Source organism: Cellvibrio sp. (assembly GCF_046347455.1).
GTDB lineage: Bacteria > Pseudomonadota > Gammaproteobacteria > Pseudomonadales > Cellvibrionaceae > Cellvibrio.
This window is the reverse complement of sequence record NZ_JAXMGC010000009.1, coordinates 20,103-43,390: the sequence shown is the minus strand read 5'-3', so window position 1 is coordinate 43,390 and position 23,288 is coordinate 20,103. Positions and strand designations below refer to the sequence as shown.

Sequence of the window (23,288 nt, the reverse complement as noted above, 5' to 3'; positions counted from 1 at the left end):
TTTTAAGTGTAAGTATTTTTCCGCAGTGTTTTATAAAGTAAAAATTTCTAATCAGGACGACTGCCTATGTTTAACTTCTTCGGTCACTTGCAAGAATTGCGCGCAACCCTTATTGGATTGGTCTTATTATTGGGCGCAACGATCATTGGTTTTGTCTGGGTCAGTATCGGCCTCAATCATTGGCTGAGCACACAGCTGGGTTCTGTATGGGGCCCTATTGTGCTGGGTTTGATTTGCTTTCTACCCATTACGATATTCGCGTTTATTAAAGCCTTTGTTCGGCAATCTAAACAGTCGCCTTCATCACACAACGACGCTGCTGATATTGCAACAGCAAACATGACCGCCGTGGTGGAGAGCCTTTCAGGGCTATCACCCTTTGCGGTTGCTGCTGCCGTTATTGTCGCTACCTTTTTAGCAAACCGCTTTCCCGGGCTACTCGCCACCTTTATGCAACTTCTCACCGCCTATGCAGACGATGTTAAACATCGCACCGCAAAAGCAGCTACGAAATCAGCAGAAGGTGATTCAACGCAAGCCTAGGTTGTACACAAGTGCGGGCGATTCTAGCAAGCGGGACTGTAGCTTCCAAGTTAATTAATACTTAGCTCTAAAGAAGCTTTGGGAGTGAGAAGTGTGACAAGCGTGTGACAGGTTTGCGGTGGAAAAGAGAAAACTGCTTTTTTACCTAAGGCTGGATTAAATCCACCCTTTCTGCCGGGCGATACGCGCGGCGTCAACACGGTTTGCGGCATTCAATTTGGCGATAGCTTCCGACAAATAATTGCGCACGGTTCCTTCCGATAAAAATAAGGTGTTAGCAATTTCTGCGGTTGTTTTTCCTTCACTGGCAAGGCGTAAAGCGCGGCGCTCTTTATCGCTCAATGGGTCGGTTTCGCCCAGCGCCATCATGGCTAGTTCACCGTCGATAACGCGTTTGCCATCCATAATTCGGTAGATGGCTTGGATCAATTGCTCGGACGGAGCATCCTTCAATAAAAAGCCCGACACGCCCATATCAATAGCGCGGCGAATATAACCAGAGCGGCCAAACGTGGTCACGATAATGATTTTGGTGGGAGATTGCTGCTGAATAAGGTATTGCGCCAATTCCAAGCCAGACCGGCCCGGCATTTCAATGTCAGTTAGCAAAATATCGTAGCTGTTTTGTTTTAACAAAAGCCAAGCTTTGTCACCGTCTTCGGCTTGTGTAATTTCAAAATTGGGTTCCATGCTCAGGAGAGCGGCAAGGGCGCCGCGCACCATGGCTTGGTCTTCAGCTAACAAAATTTTCATATCAGGAGGCCTGGGTGGTGAGTTCGTGGGCTGGCAGGGTGATATCGAAGCGAGCACCATTGGAAATTTGCGCGCTTACGTCACCCGCCAAAGCGTGGAGTCGTTCCTGGATTCCATTAAGGCCGTTCCCGGGTGTGATTGATTTGATGCAACCATTATCCTGCATGCTGATAACGACATTGTCGCCATCCAATTGAAAGGAGATCTTGCAATGGTTGCCGTTGCTGTGGCGCAGCACGTTGGTTGTGAGTTCGGTAAGCGCCAAAATTAACGCGGTTTCTGCGCGGGCAGACAGCGTAGGAATTTCGCCCTGCAGATCCACTGAAAAACCATTTTGACGAAGCTTGTCGCACAGCTGAATCACTTCGCCAGATAAGCCGCGATGTTTGTAACCCGATACGGTTTGGCGAACAAGGCTCAAACTTTCACGGGCAATTTTATGTAAGTCGGAAAGATGCTCGCCCACGTGTTCAATTTTTTCTTGCTTTAAAAGCTTCTCTGCCAATTCTGCTTTAAGCGCGATAGAAGAAAGGGTGTGCCCCAAAATATCGTGCAAGTCGCGCGCAATACGCTCGCGTTCAGCAATAACTGCAAGCTGCTCGATTTCCTGACGGCTTTGCAGCCAGTGCGCTGCCGCTGCGTTGCGGATTCGTTCGATATAACCCCACAAACTGATGGTCACAATTCCGGAAATGGCAGGCAAGGCAAAGAAAGGAACTTGATATTGGTAGTAATAATGCAACCCGAGGATCATCAAAATAGCGCTGCCCAGTAAGGTCATATAGGTGCGCGTGCTGTAGCAATAACCAATCAGGAATCCGACGTAAGAAAAAAAGGTGCTGGAGCCGGGGGAGAGTGGTGTGACTATAAGAGCGAGCGCAATGATGGCGGCGATGGGTTGCCATACGTATTTAATATTCATCACAGTCGCGCGCAAATAAAGTGCTACGAATGCGATGTAGGCGCCAACAAGAAAGAAAAGTTGTGCTGCGCTGTATGAGGTGTAATAAATGGGAACAAAATAATAGAGACTAAAAACAAGCCAAATCCAGGGCTTCTCTAAAAAGAGTGGAGAGCGACAGGTTTTCATTAGGGCCTCAATAAGTCGTAAATTTTCGGTAAAAGCCTTGCGGGCGGCAATCTTCAATAGTTTACCCCAGGTGGTAATAGATGCCTTAGAATTTTCCGTAGCGGCAAGGAACCCCGAATTTTTGTATGGTTATTATGGTTAATGTCGGTTTTCCCAGCCATCCACGAAAGTCACAAGCTCAAAGTGACAATTGTCAAAGCACTGTGTAAAGAAATTTTTAGCTACATAAATAGCTGCTTAATCCCTCTGGCAAACTGGTTATACTGCTGGTCACTCGATCGCGCCACCACATCAAATGGCGCGGTTTATAAAACGACGACAAAGATAAAAATAAGGTGCTCTGTGCGTACATTAAAAAAGCTGGCATTGGCGGTTTCGGTTTGTTTTGCAAGCCAATTGAGTTACGGCGCGGAATCCGACAGAACCAATATCATTTTTCTGATTGGTGATGGCATGGGCGTGGCTTACACCAGCGCCTATCGACTTTTCCAAGACAACTTGGCCACTCCTGAGTTGGATAAAACCATCTTCGACGAAATGTTGGTCGGTATGGCCACAACCTACCCGGATGATCACAATCAGGTGACAGATTCTGCCGCCGCCGCTACTGCCTTGGCGACAGGGATAAAAACCTTCAACGGCGCGATAGGCGTGGATGCACAGCACCAACCTGTCATCAGCATATTAGATAAAGCTCGTGAATTAGGTTACCTAACAGGTGTTGCGGTGACTTGCCAAGTGAATCACGCAACTCCGGCCGCTTTTATTGCTCACTCCGATAGTCGCCAAAGTTACGAGGCGATTGCTGATCAATACATTGATTTGAAAATAAACGGCAAACCCAAAGTCGATTTAATTTTTGGGGGCGGCCAAGAGTATTTCGTTCGTAAAGATCGCGATCTAGTTAAGGAGTTTGAGGCGCAAGGCTACAAATATATCGATGACATTAATAAGTTACGCAAGGTTAAAAAATTGCCAGCGTTGGGGTTATTTTCAACAGGCGGTTTGACTCCTGCAGTGGAGAGTGATCATCCGCTACGTCTTGCAGAGATGACGCAAAAATCCCTTGAATTACTAACCCAAAAATCCGCACATCCAAAGCCATTTTTGTTGATGCTGGAAGCAAGCCAAATTGATTGGTGTGGTCACGCAAATGATATTGCATGCGCGATGGGCGAAATGCGTGATATGGCCGAAACCATGAAAATTATCAAACAATTTATAGATGCTAACCCCAACACTATTTTAGTTGCCACTGCAGATCATTCCACCGGCGGTTTGTCATTAGGAGCTAAAGGGCGTTATCAGTGGGAGGCTCGCGTGGTTCGCAACATTAAAGCAACAGCGCCGAGTATCGCGCGGCAATTGTTGGATTCCAAAGCAAATTGGAAAACTGTATGGCAATCGCTTACTCAAATTAAATTGGCCGAGGATGAACAAAAAGCAATGGATGCACTTATTGTTCAGGCAAACGAAAATAATCAGGAATTCATTTCTGGCCAAGTAACGGCTCAGGTACTGACTTTCTTTGACAAATACACTTCAACTGGCTGGACGACAAAAGGCCACACCGGAGAGGATGTTCAGATTTTTAGTTATGGAAAGGGTAAGGAAACCTTTCAAGGCGCTATGGATAATACTGACATCGCTAAAAAATTATTTACTTACTTAAAATAAAAACTCCATTTTAATCGAGGTGCTCCAATGAAATTAAGGCTGGCATTAATCCTAACAGCGAGTTGCTTGTTTATGACCGCGTGTCAAACGCAGCTTGGGAAAAAATCATCTTCAACTGAGCAATTGTTGCGAAAGGATTACACCAGTACGGTTGATAAAGAAGTGCACCAATATTTCGTTTACCTTCCTCGCGGTTACGCCGACCAACCTAATAAAAAATGGCCGGTCATGTTGTTTTTACATGGCAATGGCGAACGTGGTAACGGTCGCGATGAATTGGATTACGTAATTTCCCACGGGCCGCTTTACGAAGCGTGGGTTCAGAAAAAAGATCTGCCTTTTATTATTATTTCGCCTCAGTTGCCCATGTTTGGTATGGAAAAAGTTCCTTACATTGCTAACCGTACTCGCGCGCAAATTCCGCAGCGTTTGGCAGAGGGTGTTCCGGCGCGTGATCCATTTTTTGCAACACAAGGTGCGCTCTATCCCGCGCCAGTTGTCACACAAGACGACATGAAAACCGTTCCACCTTTATTGCCTGTCGGTTGGGATTATGTGGAGCAAGATTTGTTAGGAATGTTGGCTGCTGTTCAACGTGACTATCGTACTGATTCTTCCCGTCTTTACTTAACGGGCTTGAGCTACGGCGGTTTTGGTACTTGGTATATGACGAGCAAACACCCGGATATGTTCGCGGCTGTTGTTCCGGTTGTCGGTTGGGGACATCCCGATTTGATTGCACCTATAGCAGCGCATAATGTTCCCGTGTGGGCATTTGCCGGCGGTCGCGATACGGCAGTCAACAAAAAATATTTCTATCCGGGCTTAGCAAAACTCGAAGAGCTTGGTGATAAAGAAGTTCGTTTCACGGTAGAGGAAGATATGGCGCACGACACCTGGAAGCGTGTGTACGCACGTGATGACGTTTATCAATGGTTACTAGCCCACTCCAAAAAATAAACTGGTGGAGTCCCAGCCTTAACAATCCAAACTCGTCTTAAGGAGAAACGCAATGAATCCAAAGGTTGATGAATATTTTGTTAGGGCTAAAAAATGGAAAGAAGAATTGCAGGCGCTCCGCACCATTCTTCTCGATACAGAGCTAACCGAAGAGCTTAAGTGGGGTGAGCCCTGCTATACCTTGGGAAAAGCTAACGTCGTTTTAATTCACGGGTTTAAAGAATATTGCGCTCTGTTGTTTTTTAAGGGCGCTTTATTGAAAGATTCCAAGCAACTCTTGATACAACAAACTAAAAACGTTCAGTCCGCTCGGCAAATTCGCTTTACCGATTTGCAACAAATCACGAAGCTGCAATCCACATTAAAGTCATACGTCAAAGAAGCCATCAAGGTTGAGCAGGCTGGCTTGAAAGTCGAGTTTAAAAAGACAGAAGAGTTCGCAACTCCTGAGGAGCTTGAGCAGGCATTTAAACGTAATCCTGAACTGAAAAAAGCCTTTGAGGCCCTAACTCCCGGCCGCCAACGCGCCTATCTTTTGCATTTTTCGTCAGCTAAGCAGTCCAAAACCCGCGACGCGCGCATCGAAAAAGCAACTCCGGACATTCTGGCGGGGAAAGGTCTGAACGACTAATCCTTTCCCGTCCCCTCAGTTTTATATCTCCCAAGAAACTGATTTTTCCGATCAGAGGCTATTTACATTTCTAAAAATGCAGTTTAAATTTGGATTCATTGTGATATCTAATAGATATCATATTTGTAGACAAACCTAGGGAGTGAAGCAATGAATCAAGAAATTGAAGCTAATACTGGCTCTGGCTACGTATTGTTATTTGTATTGTTTTTGGCACAGCTTGGGTCTGTTGCGGGTGTTGTTTTTATGCCCCCCTTGCTTAAGGTCGCATCTGTCTTGGTCGGCATTATCGTGTTTATGTGCTGGTGGGGCTTTTATATGGTTGGTCCCAACCAGGGCAAGGTGCTCCAGCTTTTCGGGCGCTATGTGGGCACCGATAGAAATAACGGTTTGCGCTGGGCTAATCCGTTTTACAGCAAACAATCCGTAAGCCTTCGAGTGCGCAACTTTGAAAGTGGTCGTTTAAAGGTTAACGACGCAAACGGTAATCCCATCGAGATCGCTGCCATTATTGTCTGGCGCGTGGTGGATACAGCAGAAGCTGTGTTTGAAGTGGATAACTACGAGAATTACGTGACCATTCAAAGCGAATCGGCATTGCGTAACTTGGCGACGACTTATCCCTATGAGCATGATCAGGAAGACGGCCGTCTTTCGCTACGCAGCGACTCAAATGCAATCGCGAAGAAGCTATTGGTTGAGGTGCAAGATCGCTTACAAAAAGCGGGTGTGGAAGTCATGGAAGCTCGTTTAAGTCACTTGGCTTACTCGCCTGAAATTGCGCAAGCCATGTTACAGCGTCAGCAGGCGAGCGCAGTATTGGCTGCGCGGAAGATCATTGTTCAAGGTGCAGTAGGTATGGTGTCTGACGCATTGGATCAGCTGGCTGAGCAAGGTGTCGTTGAGTTAGATAATGAGCGAAGAGCGGCGATGGTGAGTAATTTGCTGGTTGTTTTGTGTGGCGACCAGCGTGCCCAGCCAGTTATCAATGCGGGCAGCCTTTACTAAGCTAACAGGTGTTGATTGTGTCTAAAAAAGCCTACCCCCTCAGAATTAACGAACAAGTTCTGGCTGCGTTACAGCGCTGGGCTGACGACGATTTGCGCAGTTTAAATGCGCAGATTGAATATGTGTTGCGCGATGCCTTGGTCAAAAATGGAAGGGTTAAATTGGTTCAAAAAGTAGTAACGGACATAGAGCATCTGGAAGACGAGAACGAACCTGAACCGGAAAAATAGGAGTACTAAATGCGCTGGGAATATAAAATTATTGAAATCAAACGCCGGTTTTTTACTGGAGGCATAAACCCAGAGGCGTTCGAAGAGCAATTAAATGGCTTGGGGCGTGAAGGTTGGGAGCTGGTCGCGGTTAATCAAAGCCAAGTACAACATGCAGTAGCTATTCTTAAGCGATCCAAAGACGCTAAATAAAAACACGCTAGATAGTTTTTACCTGAATTAAAAAACGCAGCCTAGGCTGCGTTTTTTAATTTCAATCCATCACACAAAATATTCAGGATGTTCTTGCGGAATCACCTTGAGTACGTTGTAAACATCCTTCAAATGCACGCTCATTGCTTTGCTGGCTTTTTCAGGCACGCCGGATTTAATGGCTTTGATGATAGCTGTATGTTGCGATAAAACCCGCTTAAATTGATCTTGGTACTCCAGGCTCAAGCAACGCACGCGGTCCATGTGAGCTTTTTCAGCCTCAATAACTTGAGCGACGCGCGCGTACTTAGTGTGGTTTGCCAGGGTTTGATGAAACTTGTCGTCCAAGCGCTGGAAAGCCATTGCATCGTGATCATCGGCCGCTGCTTTTTGCTCCAAAATGATTTGTTCACCTTCCGCAATAATGTCGTCAGTAACGTTTTCGGCGAGGTAAGAAACGACCGAGACTTCAATTGCTTCGCGAATAAAACGTGACTCCAGAATTTTATCCATGCTGAAGCGGGTTACATAGGTTCCACGCTGAGGCAGCACCTCCACAAATCCTATGTTTGCCAGCTGAATAAGCGCCTCACGAACAGGTGTGCGGCTTACGCCAAACTGATTAGCGAGGGATGTTTCAGAAATCATTTGGCCGGGTTTGAGATCCATACTGATGATGGCATCGCGGACAAAACCGAATATTTGAATTGCGGTGGGGCGATCAAACGAAAGCCCCTTCGCATCTGACCGAAGGGTAATGGGTGGCTGTTTCGCCATTCTTATCTCCAACATGGGGCTTATGAAACTAAACCACCAACAAAATTGAGCAATTACGCTTTTTTTAGGTGTTTAAACACCTTTGGTTTTTAAGGGTTTGATGCTAATGGGTTCGCCCTGAAAAGTATAGCTGTGGCTCGCAAGCAGCTTTTTTACTAATCGTAGTCATCCAGCTGCGTGTCGGTCTATTTTGGCTATTGTTATTGACGCACTAGTATACAAGTAATATTATTAGTCCAACGCAGATCACGCCCTTAGGGCTTGAGCTGACGACCTGTTTATGGGTTGCGCCTTAGGTGCGGAGCCTATAGCCGATGTGTTTGGCCTTTTGCTAGCGAAGGTTTCTTCGCTAGTTTTTTTCCGCTACAGAATTTTATATTGAGGGATAAGAAATTCTCGATCAGCTATTCGGGGCTTTGCAAGAAATATGCGAGACATCGTTAAGTTGCGTAAACTTTTTTGGTTTAAGTGTAACTAGGCGGCTACTATAGAATTATTAATGTTTTGTTAGTGTTTGTTTGTAAGTGAGTTAGTAATCCCGCTCTGGATTTTGTTTCCAGTTATTCAAGCCCCGTTAAACGGGGCTTTTTTTCGCCTGTTATTTTTGTTGCGCTAATAAAATTTGCAGAGGATGTGGCAGGGTAACTTTATCGATACGTTTGGTTTGGCTGCGGCATGAATAACCCGTTGCCGTTAATTTGCCGCTGTTCGCTGGATTATTGACGACGTTGCTCCAGGATAATTGATAGATTTTCTTGGATGTTTCAACATTAGCGGCTTCGTGACCGTAAGTACCGGACATACCGCAGCAACCGGTTTCAATCACTTTGAGTGATTGCCCTAATAGTGCAAATACTTGCTGCCAATCTTTTACCGAACTTACCGCGTTAGTTTTTTCTGTGCAGTGCGCTAACAAAGAATAATCACCTGAGCGGAAGCTTTCTTTTTTCTCCGTTAACCGATCTTTTTGCGCAGCCAACCATTCTTGAATGAGCAAGACTTTGGGCGCGTGAGCGCCAAGGAGTTTTTGATATTCGCCGCGATAAGCTAAGGTCATTGCCGGGTCTAAGCCAACCAATGGAATGCCAGAGGAGGCCAAACCATTCAGCAGTGTTGCGTTTGCATCAGCGGCTTTGGCGAAGGCTTTTAAAAAACCGTGAACCTGAAGTGGTTTTCCGTTCGGTTTAAACGGAGCAACCAAGGGAACAAATCCTAACGCTTTTAACAGTTTTAACGAATCCAATACGACCGGTGTTTCAAAATAGGTTGTAAAAGCGTCCTGCACAAAAATAACGGCTTTTGATTTTTGTTCTGCGCTCAGGCCGTTAATGTTTTCTAGGGTTGCCCACTGGACACCAAGGTTATTTAACGCCGTTTGTAAGTTAATGCCGGTGAGAAGCGGGCTGTCCACCATACCAGCAACTTTAGCTAGCATGCGCTGCATAAATTTAGGTTTCATTGCAGCGTTATAAAGCCAGGGCACGCGGGCGAGGGTAGGAATCATATATTCCAACCCACCGATGAAATAATCTTTCAGCGGGCGCAAATAGCGGCTGTAATAAAGTTCCAAAAACTTACTGCGGAATTCAGGAACATCAACCTTAATTGGACATTGGCCCGCGCAGGACTTACAGGCAAGACAGCCCATCATGGAGTTATGAACTTCGTGGGAGAAATCATACTCGCCGTTGCGTTTGCCGATGGTGTTAATGATGCGTGAAGGTAACGACAGCACAAAGCTACTGTGTTTGATGTTTTTACTCTCAACGAGCGGATTAACGCCGCGCTCGCTCATTTGTTTTAGCCATTCGCGCATAAGCGATGCACGCCCTTTCGGCGAGTGCACGCGATCGCGAGTGCCTTTCCAGGATGGGCACATGGCATCGTTTGGGTTCCAGTTGTAGCACAAGCCATTGCCGTTGCAGTGCATGCCTTCGCTGTAACCTTCCCATACTTGCACGGGAATTTTTCTATCGAGTTGCCCGCGTGTTGTTACGCCATCGATCTTTAATAATTCGAGATGAGGTGCAGGCGTTGCGATTTTTCCGGGGTTCAACTGGTTGTGCGGATCAAACACCGCTTTAATGCGTTGCAGTTGTGGATAGAGTTCACCAAAAAATTTTGGCGCATATTCTGAGCGAACACCTTTTCCATGCTCACCCCACAGCAAACCATTGTATTTATGCGTGAGTTCCGCAACGCGGTCGCTGATAAATCGCACCAGCTTTTCTTGCTCTGGGTCTTTCATATCGATAGCAGGGCGCACGTGTAATACGCCAGCATCCACGTGCCCAAACATGCCGTAGGCCAAATTGTTTTCATCCAACAGCTGGCGAAACTCAAAAATAAAATCAGCCAGATTTTCTGGCGGTACAGCGGTATCCTCTACAAATGGAATAGGGCGCGCTTCCCCTGCCGCATTGCCTAACAGGCCCACGGCTTTTTTACGCATGCCCCAAATTTTATTGACCGATTCATTGCCCCAGGCAACGGAATAAGAAATGCGAACAGAAGCGCCTTGTTGGGCCTCGGCGTCTAACTGATCGGTAAACTTTTTAACAGCTGCGTTCAATTCAGCTTCATCATGCGCAGTGTATTCGACGAGATTAATACCTTGGATTTTTTCGCCGCTCGCAGGCTCAGGAAAAAATTCTGCAACGCTGTGCCACACTATGTCTTTCATCGCCAGATTCAATACTTTTGAATCGACGGTTTCGATAGAGGTGGGCTCAGCTTTCATCAGTTGCGTCGCGTCGCGCAGCGCGGCATTGAAATCGCGGTAATTAACATTAATCAGTGCGCTGTATTTTGGAATTTGTAACAGGTTGATTTTTGCTTCAACGATAAACCCGAGCGTACCTTCGCTACCGCACAAAATATTGTTGAGATTAAAGCGACCTTGTTCATCGCGAATGTGCGCAAGATCGTAACCGGTCAGGCAGCGGTTGAGCTTCGGGAATTTCGCCGCAATCAGTTCGGCGTGATCGCGCTGGATGTTGTCAATGAGAGTATGGATTTGACCAACGCGGTCTTTGCGCGAACAAAGTTGCGCAAGCTCGTCATCGTTAATCGCTTTGGAAGTCCACTCACTTCCATCTAATAAAACTGTTTTGAGTTCCAGCACGTGGTCACGGGTTTTGCCGTAACGGCATGAGCCTTGGCCGGATGCATCGGTATTAATCATGCCGCCAATGGTGGCGCGGTTACTTGTGGAAAGCTCTGGTGCAAAAAATAAACCGTAGGGCTTAATGGCTGCATTAAGTTGGTCTTTCACGACGCCGCATTGCACGCGCACCCAGCGTTCTTCCGCGTTGATCTCCAAAATTTGATTCATGTGCTTGGAGGTATCTACCACCAAGCCGTCGGTAAGCGATTGACCATTGGTGCCAGTACCGCCGCCGCGTGGGCTGAGCACTATACCGGTGAACTCCGGTAACTGGCTGAGCTTGGTAAGCATGACAATATCAGCTGCATTTTTCGGGTAAATCACACCCTGGGGTAACACTTGATAGATAGAGTTATCGGTAGCCAAGACTGTGCGAGTTGCGTAGTCGGGGCTCAGGTCGCCTTGAAAGCCGTGCGCGCGCAGGCGGTCGATAAACGACAAGTACAGGGATTGCAGGGGAGAGGTTTGGTCAATGCGTGGGATCATAAGGTTTCATCAATCGTAGGGGCGGCGCAGGTAGTAAGTCGCGAGTGCTTGGCTGGCCGCAATGCGGTGCCGGCATTCTACCCGTTTGTACGGTGCGAGGCCACGAAGAGGTCACTGGAGTAGGTCCCAAAAGGATTCAAATGCCCGGATTAACTGTGTTAGGGTTCGCGGGTGCCGAACTTAGACGACAGTTCGGTGGTTTTTATACCTGCGTCTTTAGCGACGAGGTCCGCGCTTACGATAACAATATCCCAAGGATTGCACATGAAAAAATGGTTGCCAGGAATCGGGCTGCTTGTAACGGTTTCGATAATATTTCTATACGCGGCTTATGGTGGCTTTGAAGAAGCGCCGGTCGCGCCCCAAGGTACGCCCTTTGTTAAAACAGTTCCCGATAATTGGATTGACTATCGTCAAAGCCGAATGGCAGCGCGCGATGCGCACATTGCCAAGCATCAAGCTGCCTATAATCGCTTTGCAGATTTCGCGCAAAGTGAAACGGATGGTGCGCCCTACATCATTTTAAAATTGTTGCCGCTGCTCGCGCCCGAATACTGGGGTACAGAAGATAATTTTTTAAGCGTGATGGGGTTGTTTTCAGACGAGCGTTTAGTTGGTGCACCATTACCTCGTGGTATGGGTTTTAGCGGAATGTCGCGCGTTGATCCGCAGGGAAATATTGATTACGCGTCCTTTTCCTGCGGGGCTTGCCATATAGGGCGTATGCGTTTGGATAATGGAAACTATTACTACCTTGACGGTGGTGCCAACGCCGAATTCAACGTGGTGGGCTATCGTAAGCGAATTGTACAAACGCTTAAAAAAATCACCGGCAATGAAGTTGATCCTGCGAAACGCGTTGCTTTAGTTGTCGAAAAAATTAACGCATTGATAGATAAGCTCCACGCCCAAAACCCAAACTATTTCTACCAAAACTTTGTCTACGAAAATCGAAAATTCGATGCTGATTACGAGCAGGCGCAAATTAATTTATTTAAACAAGCTGCGAATACTGCTGTTGCTCAATTTATTAAACATCATGAAGGCGAATACCAAGGTTGGGAAAAATTTGTAGAAAAGTATTACGCCGGTGCTCAACCACAATTGTTAAATGGCCTGCCCGGCATGGAAGACGCCATTGGGTTTAATACCGTCAAAGCAAATTCAAATTTAAAGGAAAATCTGTTTACCAAACCTTTTGCATCCTTGGCATTGCCGTCTAGCGCTGGCGTAACGGACATTATGATGGTTTGGGAGCAAAACCTGCGCGATCCTGTGTGGAGTAAAGACAAAAAACATTTAATTAATGGAGGCGGGCAGTGGAATGGTCATATTCCCTTGCCTATCTATAAAAACATCGCTGCACAGTTAACCATCGGTTACGAGAATGTGGATATAGGTGTATCTGCCATGTCGGAGCAAGTTTTAGATCAATTACCTGCACCCGTTTACCCATTTGATGTGGATGTTGAATTGGCCAAAAAGGGCCAACAATTGTTTGCAGAAAATTGCGCGGCTTGCCATCAGCCACATAATGGAAAGGTCTATACCGATATAGGAACTGACATGGGGCGCGCAAAAATTGCCGGTCTGTTTGTCACTATCGGTGCCATAAGTGGCTTCACTGATATTTGTAATACTGAAACGCGAGTGAACATTAATGGTGGGAGCCTGAAGCCGTGCGCTAATTACAAAGGCGTATCATTGGAAGGTAAAAAGCGTTTAGCAATGGCTCCGCCCAAACAGCGACAAGGCTACAATGCCTTGCCTTTGGTTGGGCTCTGGGCACAAGCGCCTTATTTACATAACGGTTCTGTTCCAACCTTGTATCATTTGCTTGTCCCAGATGAACGCCCCGCTGCGTTTGTTAAAAGCCGTTTGGATTACGACCAGAAACTTGGTGGTTTTGTGTGGGACTTGAATGCAGCGAATCCCAACAAGGAAGGCTACGAATTCGATACTCGCCTGACACCAGCCATGAGCAACAAAGGCCATGACAAAGACATTCAGCAGGACGGAAAAACCTTTAAGCTGAATTGGTCTGACAATAAAGAAGGCGCTTTCGCCATTATCGAATATTTGAAAACCCTTTAATCCGCGTTTTGCCTTGGTTTCACCTGCCAAACAATGAATGAGTTGCACCCGCCAAACAATGGCGGTGTAACTCATGGTTCTGCTCCCACGCTCTTAATCTCCGAGTGTTACTTGCCTTAATCTTTGTCATCCTCCTGAACCTAAAACTCTGTAAAGCCACGTTAACCATTGATTGCATTGACACCCCAGCGTTTGGAGCGGTAGGATGATTTTCTTGTATACAAGTGCCCAAGAAAATCATAACTGTCAGAGGGGTGACGCGTGAAATTCTTTATTAATAGTCTGTTTGCATTGTGTGGCGGTGTATTGGCATCGCTTTCCTTCGCCTGTGAGCTGCCCGCTTCGGTGTGTTTTACCAAGCAATCTGGCAACTTCGAGCTTATCCAAGCTGGTAAACCGGCCAGCATTTTTGTTGATAAGGACGCTAACCCTGCGGTTCGTCGGGTCGCTAATAGTTTTTCCGCTGACTTAGGTCTCGTGGGTGGTTCGTCCGCCCCCGTGGTTTCGGATATCGCGCGGGCAAAAGGCAACCTCGTCATTGTTGGTGTGGTGGGCCAAAGTCCCGTAATTGATGAATTAATTCGTAGCGGCAAGCTTAAAATTGACGGCCTTAACGGCCAGTGGGAAGCTTTTCAACGAGTCGTTATCGAACGGCCTTTTCCTAATATTCTCAAGGCCTTGGTCATTGTTGGTTCAGATAGACGTGGAGCCGTGTTCGGAACCTACGACATTTCTGAAAACATGGGCGTTTCGCCCTGGTACTGGTTTGCTGATGTACCTGTCCAGAAAAAATCTAATGTATTCGTGACCGCCGGTTCGTTCACCGACGCACCCAAAATTAAATATCGCGGCATCTTCATCAATGACGAAGACCCCGGGTTCAGTTCGTGGGCAAAAAATCATTACGGCGGCATCAACGCCAAAATGTACGAGCACGTATTTGAGCTTTTGCTGCGCATGAAAGCAAATTACTTATGGCCAGCCATGTGGCCGCCTAAAGCATTTTATGAAGATGATCCGCAAAACAAAGTGATTGCCGATGAAATGGGGATTGTAGTCGGTGCATCGCATCACGAGCCTATGACCCGCGCGCACGACGAATGGCACAGAAATACAGAACAAGGTGTAACGGGCGGGAAATGGGATTACGCCACTAACGCAGCAAATTTGCGCACCTTTTGGCGCGGCGGTATTGAACGCATGATGTCTAAAGGAAATGGCCAAGCCTACGACACACTGGTAACCGTTGGCATGCGCGGCGATGGCGATGAAGCCATGAGCGAAGGTACCGCAACCCAACTGTTGGAAACCATTGTTACTGACCAACGCAAAATAATTGCAGAGGTGACCGGCAAACCTGCCGATCAAACACCGCAAGTCTGGGCGCTCTATAAAGAAGTACAAGATTATTACGATCACGGTATGAAAGTACCGGATGACGTTACCTTATTATTTGCTGATGATAACTGGGGACAAATTCGTCGTCTGCCTATGACGGATTTGAATCGAAAAGGCGGTTACGGTGTTTATTACCACTTCGACTACGTAGGTGCTCCGCGTAACTACAAATGGACCAACACGGTTCAAATTGAAAAAACCTGGCAACAAATGGATTTAGCTTACGAGCGCGGTGCGCGTAATTTGTGGATTGTTAACGTGGGCGATATCAAACCTTTGGAATTTCCGATCAGCTTTTTTATGAAGCAGGCTTGGAATCCAGCGGCGATGAATTTGGATGCATTGAAGCAATATCCCGATGCTTGGGCGCGCGCGACCTTTGGTGCTAAACAAGCGAAAGAAATTGCAGATTTAATGAATCGTTACAGCCAATACGCCGCGCGCAAAAAGCCGGAGCTTATTGACTCAACCAGCTTCCGTTTAAACGAGGGCGTGGGCAGCAAATTGGATGGCGGCGAGTTTGGTTATTTAGTCGCGCAGTGGGAAGCCTTGGAAAAAGATATGCTGAAAGTCAAGGCGTCTTTACCGGCAAATCAACAATCGGCTTATTTTCAGTTAATTGAATATCCAATTGCTTCTTTGTCGAATCTCTACAAGCTTTACTATGCGGTTGCGTGGAATCGCCGTTTAGCGGCTGCTGAAGATGCACGCGCAAATGTGTTTGCAGATCAAGCGGAAGCTGCATTTAATCGCGACAAGGTTTTAATGGACGCGTATCACCAACTTGAAGGCGGTAAATGGAATGGCATGATGCTCCAAACTCACATTGGCTACACGAATTGGCAGCAACCGGATGTACAAGTCATGCCAGCCGTGAAGCGCGTTCAGGCAAAAACAGACGCTAAACCGATTGTATTTGCCAGCGAAACCAAAAAAGAAAATCAACCCATCGCCATCGAAGCTCCGAATTTCAGTCGTGCAGTAAACGGAGCTGATTTAACGTGGAAAGTTATTCCAAACCTGGGGCGTACCTTGGGCGCGGTGACAGCCTTTCCGCAAGGGCGCAAGCCAACAACGCAGCAAGACGCGGTGCGGCTTGAGTACGATGTGAATGTAAAAACCGCGGGCGATCTCAGCCTACAATTATTCCTTGTGCCTACTTTGGATACGACAGGAAGGGGCAGTTTGCGTGTAGGTGTTTCTATAGATGACGGCCCAATGCAAACACTTGTTGATAAATTATTGCCAGCACCCAACGCAACCACCTTGCAGGAACAGTTCAATTGGAATCGTGCCGTGGAAAATAATGCGCGAATTCTAGAAACTGCATTCATCGGTGTGAGCGCTGGAAAACACACCATAAAAGTGTGGCGCTTGGATGATAATCTTGTAATTCAAAAATTGGTTGCGAGCACGGGGCCAATTCCTTTGAGCTTTTTAGGTGTACTGCCGTAAAGCAATTGAGTTTGAATAAAAATTAAATAGATCGAGGAAATGTTGATGTTTTTAAAAGAAATACGATGTGCGGCTGCTGCTTTAGTTTGCCTGTTCCTATCAAGTCAGGTAATTGCGCAACAGACCACGTCTGTTCCTTACATCGACAAATCCTCCAAGCAATTATTTGTAAATGGTCAGCCATATTTGATGCTGGGAGGGGAGCTGGCGAATTCCAGTGGCGCCAGCTCCGCTTACTTAACTAAAATTTGGCCGACGCTAAAAGCCTTGCAGCTGAATACCGTTTTGGTGCCTGTGTATTGGGAGCTCATGGAGCCGCAAGAAGGAAAGTTTAATTTTGATTTGGTGGATGCGGCGATTAAAAACGCGCGCGCGTCGAACATGAAACTCGTTTTTCTGTGGTTCGGTTCTTGGAAAAACAGCATGTCCTGCTATACGCCTGCATGGGTTAAAAATGATCCCACTCGTTTTCCCTTGGTAGAAAATCGTGATGGAAAAAAGCAGGCGATACTCAGTCCCTTTTCAAGTAACAATTTACAGGCCGATATTCGCGCCTATTCAGCTTTGCTTTCTTACTTGAAAAAAGTGGACAACGAAAAAACGGTTGTTATGGTTCAGGTTGAAAACGAAGTAGGCATGCTGCCAGATGCACGCGATTTCAGCCCAGCCGCCAACGCAGCTTATGATGCTGCAGTTCCCATCGAGTTGATTACTTATTTGCAAACCACCAAAAAGTCCGATGCAGTTACCAACGCTTGGCACAAGCAAGGCAGTTTAACCAGCGGTTCGTGGCGTCAGGTTTTCGGTGATTTAATTGCAACAGAAGAATTTTTTATTGCATGGCATTTGGCGCGTTACACAAACGCAGTTGCAGCAGCGGGCAAGGCGATTTATCCACTGCCAACTTACGTGAACGCGGCGTTGAACAAAGCAGGTTTATTACCGGGCCAGTATCCCAGTGGCGGCCCCCTACCACACTTGTTTTCGATTTGGAAAGCGGCTACACCTCATATAGATATTTTATCCCCTGACTTCTACAACCCGCTTTTTACCCAGTGGAATGATTTGTTCTACAGCGATGAAAACCCGTTGTTTATCCCCGAAATTAAAATGGAAGATAGCAATGCAGCAAAAGTCTATTTTGCCATCGGCCATTACAAGGCAATGGGGTTTTCACCTTTCTCGATTGACTCCGCGCACAAGCCTGAAGAAATTCCGCTAGGAAAAGCCTATCGCCATTTAGCGAGCATTGCGCCACTCATTGCGCAAGCAAAAATGAATTCTGTCGGCAAAGAAAATCTTATCGATGGTGTTTTGCTGGATAAAGAACGTCAATCTGCCAAAGTGGTTTTCGGTGATATCGAAATTACATTGAAACACGAATTCACGCTGTCTTGGTCGTCTGGCGCGAAGCAAGAAATCTGGCCCGAAGTAGGTGCATTGATTATTCGCCTGAGCGAAAAAGAATTTTTGTTTGCCGGATCGGGTGTGGTGGCGACCTTTAAAGATGCCGCTCAGAAAAACACCTTGGGAATTGAATCTGTTTGGGAGGGCGATTACACCCGCGATAAGAGTTCAAACATGCCAACTTGGAATCCGGGGCGTTTGCTTAATGGTGATGAAAGCCATCAAGGCCGCCATTTAAATCTCCCTTATGGCGAATATCAAAATCAACGCATCGTACTTTATAAATATTAAAAAAATGCGGTAGAGCTGTTGAGCGCTACCGCATTTCAGTTGCATGTATTGGATGCTAACTAATTAATGTTTGCCGTGTCCCTTACCGTGCTCCTTGCCATGCCCGCGCTCTTTGTGATCATCTTCGCGCACATACCCAGAGTCATATTCTTCGCTACGCACGAAATAAACACGGCGTTCGCAGGCGTGGTACTCGCCGCAATGCTTGTCCCAGTGTTTTGCGTGGCCTGGTGGAACGTGCAGATAAATTGGCGGTTCATTTATGTAGCGTTTGCTCACAACAATTACCCGAGGTTGGTCGTAAACCACAACTGGACGTGGGGCATTGCCAATTTGCACTTCGCCGTAGACGCCCGGCTTTATTTCTCCCGAGAGAATAACGTTAATTCCCAAATCTCCCGCAAAACTCTGGGGTGCAGCCTGTAAGCTTAAAAGAACGGAAAGGGAAAGAATGTATTTACGCATAGTTATCTCCAGTTATGTTTGTTGTTCAAATTATGTGGTCGGGGCTGAATTAAAAATGAATAGGACGTGGCGGAAGCGCGCAAATGCCAGATGCGTCGCAAAACCAACATAAACTGGCGCATTTCTTATCTGTCTGGTTAGGCGTAATGAACTGTGTAATCCCACACAATCAACATCCAAATTAAAAGAATGCAAAGGTTTCCCGCCATAAACGCCTGCATACGGCGAATAACATTATTGCTGGTGATGTGAATCAATGAATGAACAATACGGCTAACCACGAATAACCAAGCCAGAATACTTATCGCAATCGAGTTTAGGTTTAGCGCTAAGGTGACCGCTCCAGCAGCATAAAAGAGTACCGGCATTTCAAAAAGGTTGCTGTAGTTTCGCGCAACTTGCAGCATGCGGGGCGACATAGTGTCTTCATTATTGAGGCGGAAAGCACTCAGTTTGACGCGGCCAGACCTTACGGCGGAAACTCGCAAGCTCAGCATATAAATCGCAATTACAAAAGTCAGCACAATCATGGCGAACATGGGATAGATCATAAAAACCTCTTTTAAAGGATATTGCGCTTGTTGCTCGGGGAAGTTCAGGTGCCTGTGAGATTGGCCTTCTTTCTGTATAATGCCCCATTTTCCGTTTCCCGTATTTAGCTTGGGCGCATCAGCTGCTCAAACCTGTTTAACATCAAAAGGTTAACTCCATGATTATCAAGCCAAAAGTTCGCGGTTTTATCTGTACCAATGCCCACCCACAAGGCGCTGCTGCCAACGTGCAAGAGCAAATCGCTTACACCAAAGCCAAAGGCCCCATTGCGGGCGCGCCTAAGAAAGTCTTGGTATTGGGTTGCTCTACCGGTTTCGGATTGGCATCACGTATCACTGCAGCCTTTGGTGGCGGAGCAGATACGCTGGGCGTGTGCTTTGAGAAAGAGCCTTCTGAATCTAAAACAGCAACCGCTGGTTACTACAACACCTCAGCATTCCACGATGCTGCTAAAGCTGCCGGTTTATACGCGCACACCTTAAATGGCGATGCCTTCTCTGATGAAATGAAAGCCAAAGTTATCGATGAGCTGAAAAGCGGCATTGGTAAAGTTGACCTGGTTATTTATAGTTTGGCGTCACCCCGCCGCACCGATCCCAAAACTGGCGAGGTGTACAACTCCGTTCTTAAGCCGATTGGAAAATCCTACGTTTCCAAAAATTTGAATACCGACACCTTGAAAATTGGTGACGTTTCGATTGAGCCCGCAACTGAAGAAGAAATCGCCAACACCGTAAAAGTGATGGGTGGTGAAGATTGGGAAATGTGGATTGATGCGTTAAAAAATGCCGGTCTGCTTGCCGATAACTTCCAAACTGTTGCCTACACCTACCTCGGTGACAAGTTGACTTGGCCAATTTATGGCAAAGCGACTATCGGTAAGGCTAAAGAAGATTTGGATCGCGCTGCTAAAGCCTTGAGTGCGAAACACGGCGGTAAAGCGCGCGTGGCAGTGTTAAAAGCTGTTGTTACCCAAGCGAGTTCTGCAATTCCGGTAATGCCCTTGTACTTGGCCATTTTGTTCAAAGTGATGAAAGAGCAGGGCACTCACGAAGGTTGTATTGAGCAAATCCAACGTTTGTTCACTGAATGTTTGTATTCAGCTAATCCACGTTTGGATGAAGAAGGGCGTTACCGTGTTGACGAGTTGGAATTGCATCCTTCTGTGCAAACTAAAGTAGAAGCATTGTGGGATCAAGTTACTGAAGAAAATCTGTTTGAGTTAACGGATTTTGCTGGCTACAAAGCTGAGTTCTTGCGCTTGTTCGGTTTCGGTATCGACGGCGTAGATTATGATGCAGAGACATCGCCGCTGGTGGAAACCAATTTTTAAGCCAAAAGCTTAATTGTGTTGAAGCCCCTCTTTAGGGGCTTTTTTATTTTAAGGGTTTTAATTCTGCGTTTTAAAATTGTGAGGGGACATGATGCGTAAACGAATTGCGATAGATATGGATGAAACCATTTGTGACACCATGGCGCGCCACTTGGATTGGTACAATCAGGAATTTGGCCAGCGCCTTACCAAACAAGATTTAATGGGCACAAAAATTTATCATCGCGTTCCTGCGGAGCACGAAGCGCGCGTTCGTTCTTACCCCGACAACCCAGATTTTTTTGTGGACTTAGCGCCATTACCGGATGCGATTTGCACTATCCAGCAGTTGAGCCAGCGTTTCGATATTTACATAGCCACCGCGGCCATGGAGCACCCCACATCCTTTACCGCAAAATACGAATGGTTGGTAAAACATTTGCCATTTTTATCGCCCATGAATTTTATTTTTTGTGGCAATAAAGGCATTGTTAACGCAGATTATTTAATTGACGACAGCTCGCGCCATTTTCAGTTTTTTTCCGGGCAGGGTGTGCTATTTACTGCTCCGCATAATGTGAATGAAGCGGCGGATGTGCGGGTGAATAATTGGTTGGAAGTGGGGGCGATGTTTTTAGATAACTCTATTGAGTAAGCGAGAAATACGGGCTGTTTTGTTGTTTTATTAATTTGTTTTTTGTCATCCTCGCGCAGCGGGATCCGGCTGTTAGAACTAAAATCAAAAGCTGGATCCCCGCTGCGCGAGGATGACGATTCCTTTCTTAGTATCTGCATCAGCTATTTCTAAGAGTTAATCATAAACTTTTAAAAAACCGATCTGCACGTGGCAAATAAAAATTATCGTAATTGAGCGATATAACTACGGCGCGCGATCTACCTACAAACTCATCGCGCGGAACAAAACCTATCACACGTGAATCAGCGCTCACATCGCGGTTGTCGCCCATCATTAAATACTGATCTGCAGGAACAATCACCGTGGGGAAGTTGGCAAATGCGTGATTTTCGGGGTTGCTAATTCGCACAATGTGCGCTGTGTTGAAGAGATGTTCTATTTGATCTTGGTTGCCTGGTGTTTTGTCGTATTGAATGCTCGTACCGTTAATAATCAACTCATTGTTGATCATGGTAACCGCATCGCCGGGCACACCGATCACTCTTTTTACCAAACGTTTGTCGGACACTTTGGAATCGAATACTGCTATATCGCCACGCTGCGGATCACCAAATTTAATGAGTGAAACGTGCGTGAAAGGGATGCGCAAATCGTAAGCCATTTTGTTAACAGCAATACGATCACCTTCCATTATTGTCGGTTTCATCGATGCGGTGGGCACCGTGTTCCAATCCGCGCAGGCGCTTCTGAAAATAAACATTAAGCTCAGGAAAAAGATAAATGACTTATTTTCTTTCCAAAGGTTTGCCCAACTGGTTTTCACGGTTTTCTCCTTAAGCGGTATCTCAAGCTGTTACAATGCGTTTAAAGACTCAACTCTGGAAACTAAGTTCATCCAACGCAGACATGTCATTACTTTTATCACCTTTTCGGCATTTGCTCGGCATAGTCACCACAGCGTTGTTTGTGGTGATTACTGTTATTGTGTTTATTCCGCTCATGCCGCTTGCGCTTTTGAAATGGTTAATTCCTTACAACCCTTGGCGGGTACTGTGTAACCGTTGGCTCGATTGGCTAGCAAGTCACTGGATGGACGCCAATGCTCGTCATCAAGCAGCGATTTTGCCGACCAGGCTCGAGGTAGAAGGCTTAGGTAATTTGAAGGTAAGCGAGTGGTACATGCTGATTGCGAACCATCAATCCTGGGTGGATATTTTGGTTCTACTGCGCGTGTTTAATCGCCGCATTCCTTACTTGAAGTTCTTTCTTAAACAATCCCTGATTTGGGTGCCCTTGCTGGGGTTGGCTTGGTGGGCGTTGGAGTTTCCCTTTATGCGCCGCTACACCAAGGCGGAAATCGAAAGGAACCCAGCGCTCAAAGGAAAGGATATTGAGGAAACCCGTCAGGCATGCGAAAAGTTTCGTCATAACCCCGTGACCATCATTAACTTCCTTGAAGGAACTCGGTTCACGCTTGCCAAGTACGCGCAGCAAAAATCCAGTTACACGCATTTGCTGATGCCCAAGGCAGGCGGTTTAGCCTTCACCTTGGCGGCCATGAACGGGCAGCTTCACAGTTTGTTAGACGTAACAATCTTTTACCCGGAAGAGCGCCCAAGTTATTGGGATTATGCCTGTGGCAAAGTTGGTCTGATTCGGGTTGATGTGCGTGAACGCCCAATACCGGAAGAGATGTTGGGCGATTACATCAATGATGCCGAATTTCGCGGGCGCTTTCAGGCTTGGGTAAATCAAATCTGGGAGGAAAAGGATATTTTGCTAAATCAGATGCAATCTCGCTCATAAAATCGCAGAAAATTTTAGTGGTTCAAGGTATGCTAAAGGCATATCTTGTTGATAGTGCGATTGTTTTAAAGGAGGCTAGTATGCTGTATTCGCTCAAAGATCTATTTGCAAAGCTAGGTTTACCTAACTCTGACAAGGATATAGAGGCGTTTATTGAGCGTCACCGTCCGCTTCCCCAAGCTGAGCCTCTCGCTAATGCGAGTTTTTGGACGCCCGAGCAAGCCGCCTTTTTACGTGAGGCGCGTCAGCCTTACTCAGATTGGGAAGAGGTTGTGGACGAGCTGAACTGCTTGCTCCGTGACTAATTATGCCTCGCTATGGATCACTCAATAACGCGCCTTAAAGGCGCGTTATTTTT

21 protein-coding genes are annotated in these 23,288 nt (G+C 46.5%); 14 read left to right on the top strand and 7 right to left on the bottom strand.

The window, feature by feature from the left end:
• Positions 1–66 precede the first annotated feature (66 nt).
• A complete protein-coding gene (locus U1F02_RS14670) occupies positions 67–543 on the top strand; it encodes a hypothetical protein (protein ID WP_409991161.1) in 477 nt (158 codons plus the stop codon).
• A gap of 156 nt (positions 544–699) precedes the next feature.
• On the opposite strand, the gene U1F02_RS14665 is transcribed toward U1F02_RS14670, so the two are convergent.
• Together U1F02_RS14665 and U1F02_RS14660 are read right to left on the bottom strand one after the other, a co-directional pair.
• The gene (locus U1F02_RS14665; RefSeq protein WP_409991160.1) at positions 700–1,296 is read right to left on the bottom strand and encodes a response regulator; all 597 of its coding nucleotides are present in this window, start codon (positions 1,294–1,296) and stop codon (positions 700–702) included.
• 1 nt (position 1,297) lies between these two features.
• The gene (locus tag U1F02_RS14660) at positions 1,298–2,386 is read right to left on the bottom strand and encodes a sensor histidine kinase (protein ID WP_409991159.1); all 1,089 of its coding nucleotides are present in this window, start codon (positions 2,384–2,386) and stop codon (positions 1,298–1,300) included.
• Positions 2,387–2,728: 342 nt separating this feature from the next.
• On the opposite strand from U1F02_RS14660, the gene U1F02_RS14655 reads away from it, so the two are divergent.
• From U1F02_RS14655 to U1F02_RS14630, 6 genes are all read left to right on the top strand, one after another.
• Positions 2,729–4,063 (top strand): alkaline phosphatase, encoded by a 1,335-nt coding sequence (locus U1F02_RS14655; RefSeq protein WP_409991158.1) that lies wholly within the window; start codon positions 2,729–2,731, stop codon positions 4,061–4,063.
• Positions 4,064–4,090: 27 nt separating this feature from the next.
• Complete coding sequence (locus tag U1F02_RS14650) at positions 4,091–5,023, top strand: prolyl oligopeptidase family serine peptidase (RefSeq protein WP_409991157.1); 933 nt, start codon at positions 4,091–4,093, stop codon at positions 5,021–5,023.
• A gap of 52 nt (positions 5,024–5,075) precedes the next feature.
• Positions 5,076–5,654, top strand: coding sequence for a YdeI/OmpD-associated family protein (locus tag U1F02_RS14645; protein WP_409991156.1), 579 nt, complete (start codon positions 5,076–5,078; stop codon positions 5,652–5,654).
• Positions 5,655–5,804: 150 nt separating this feature from the next.
• Positions 5,805–6,662: an SPFH domain-containing protein gene (locus U1F02_RS14640; RefSeq protein WP_409991155.1), complete on the top strand. Its 858-nt coding sequence runs from the start codon at positions 5,805–5,807 to the stop codon at positions 6,660–6,662.
• Between the two features lie 17 nt (positions 6,663–6,679).
• On the top strand, positions 6,680–6,892 hold the full coding sequence (locus tag U1F02_RS14635) for a hypothetical protein (protein WP_409991154.1): 213 nt from the start codon (positions 6,680–6,682) through the stop codon (positions 6,890–6,892).
• 9 nt (positions 6,893–6,901) lie between these two features.
• Positions 6,902–7,084, top strand: a complete 183-nt coding sequence (locus U1F02_RS14630; RefSeq protein WP_409991153.1) for a DUF4177 domain-containing protein — start codon at positions 6,902–6,904, stop codon at positions 7,082–7,084.
• 69 nt (positions 7,085–7,153) lie between these two features.
• Here U1F02_RS14630 and U1F02_RS14625 read toward each other — a convergent pair whose 3' ends face one another.
• Entirely contained in the window at positions 7,154–7,861 is a 708-nt protein-coding gene (locus U1F02_RS14625) for a GntR family transcriptional regulator (RefSeq protein ID WP_409991152.1), read from the bottom strand.
• A 598-nt stretch (positions 7,862–8,459) separates the two neighbouring features.
• The gene (locus U1F02_RS14620; protein WP_409991151.1) at positions 8,460–11,513 is read right to left on the bottom strand and encodes an FAD-binding and (Fe-S)-binding domain-containing protein; all 3,054 of its coding nucleotides are present in this window, start codon (positions 11,511–11,513) and stop codon (positions 8,460–8,462) included.
• 264 nt (positions 11,514–11,777) lie between these two features.
• Between U1F02_RS14620 and U1F02_RS14615 the strand changes: the two genes are divergently transcribed.
• The 3 genes from U1F02_RS14615 to U1F02_RS14605 all read left to right on the top strand — a co-directional run bounded on the left by U1F02_RS14615 (position 11,778) and on the right by U1F02_RS14605 (position 18,158).
• The gene (locus U1F02_RS14615; protein ID WP_409991150.1) at positions 11,778–13,607 is read left to right on the top strand and encodes a c-type cytochrome; all 1,830 of its coding nucleotides are present in this window, start codon (positions 11,778–11,780) and stop codon (positions 13,605–13,607) included.
• 261 nt (positions 13,608–13,868) lie between these two features.
• Positions 13,869–16,460 (top strand): glycosyl hydrolase 115 family protein, encoded by a 2,592-nt coding sequence (locus tag U1F02_RS14610; protein ID WP_409991149.1) that lies wholly within the window; start codon positions 13,869–13,871, stop codon positions 16,458–16,460.
• A 45-nt stretch (positions 16,461–16,505) separates the two neighbouring features.
• The gene (locus tag U1F02_RS14605) at positions 16,506–18,158 is read left to right on the top strand and encodes a DUF5597 domain-containing protein (RefSeq protein ID WP_409991148.1); all 1,653 of its coding nucleotides are present in this window, start codon (positions 16,506–16,508) and stop codon (positions 18,156–18,158) included.
• Between the two features lie 63 nt (positions 18,159–18,221).
• Here U1F02_RS14605 and U1F02_RS14600 read toward each other — a convergent pair whose 3' ends face one another.
• On the bottom strand, positions 18,222–18,623 hold the full coding sequence (locus tag U1F02_RS14600) for a hypothetical protein (protein ID WP_409991147.1): 402 nt from the start codon (positions 18,621–18,623) through the stop codon (positions 18,222–18,224).
• Between the two features lie 137 nt (positions 18,624–18,760).
• Entirely contained in the window at positions 18,761–19,174 is a 414-nt protein-coding gene (locus tag U1F02_RS14595; RefSeq protein ID WP_409991146.1) for an MAPEG family protein, read from the bottom strand.
• Positions 19,175–19,332: 158 nt separating this feature from the next.
• On the opposite strand from U1F02_RS14595, the gene fabV reads away from it, so the two are divergent.
• Both fabV and U1F02_RS14585 read left to right on the top strand, forming a co-directional pair.
• Positions 19,333–20,508, top strand: a complete 1,176-nt coding sequence (gene fabV, locus U1F02_RS14590) for an enoyl-ACP reductase FabV (RefSeq protein WP_409991145.1) — start codon at positions 19,333–19,335, stop codon at positions 20,506–20,508.
• Between the two features lie 88 nt (positions 20,509–20,596).
• Positions 20,597–21,142, top strand: coding sequence for a 5' nucleotidase, NT5C type (locus tag U1F02_RS14585; RefSeq protein ID WP_409991144.1), 546 nt, complete (start codon positions 20,597–20,599; stop codon positions 21,140–21,142).
• Positions 21,143–21,302: 160 nt separating this feature from the next.
• Here the strand turns inward: U1F02_RS14585 and lepB are convergent, their stop codons facing one another.
• On the bottom strand, positions 21,303–21,947 hold the full coding sequence (gene lepB, locus U1F02_RS14580) for a signal peptidase I (protein ID WP_409991143.1): 645 nt from the start codon (positions 21,945–21,947) through the stop codon (positions 21,303–21,305).
• A gap of 35 nt (positions 21,948–21,982) precedes the next feature.
• Between lepB and U1F02_RS14575 the strand changes: the two genes are divergently transcribed.
• Positions 21,983–22,930 (top strand): acyltransferase, encoded by a 948-nt coding sequence (locus U1F02_RS14575; protein WP_409991142.1) that lies wholly within the window; start codon positions 21,983–21,985, stop codon positions 22,928–22,930.
• Positions 22,931–23,010: 80 nt separating this feature from the next.
• Positions 23,011–23,235 (top strand): DUF2789 family protein, encoded by a 225-nt coding sequence (locus U1F02_RS14570; protein ID WP_409991141.1) that lies wholly within the window; start codon positions 23,011–23,013, stop codon positions 23,233–23,235.
• Positions 23,236–23,288 lie beyond the last annotated feature (53 nt).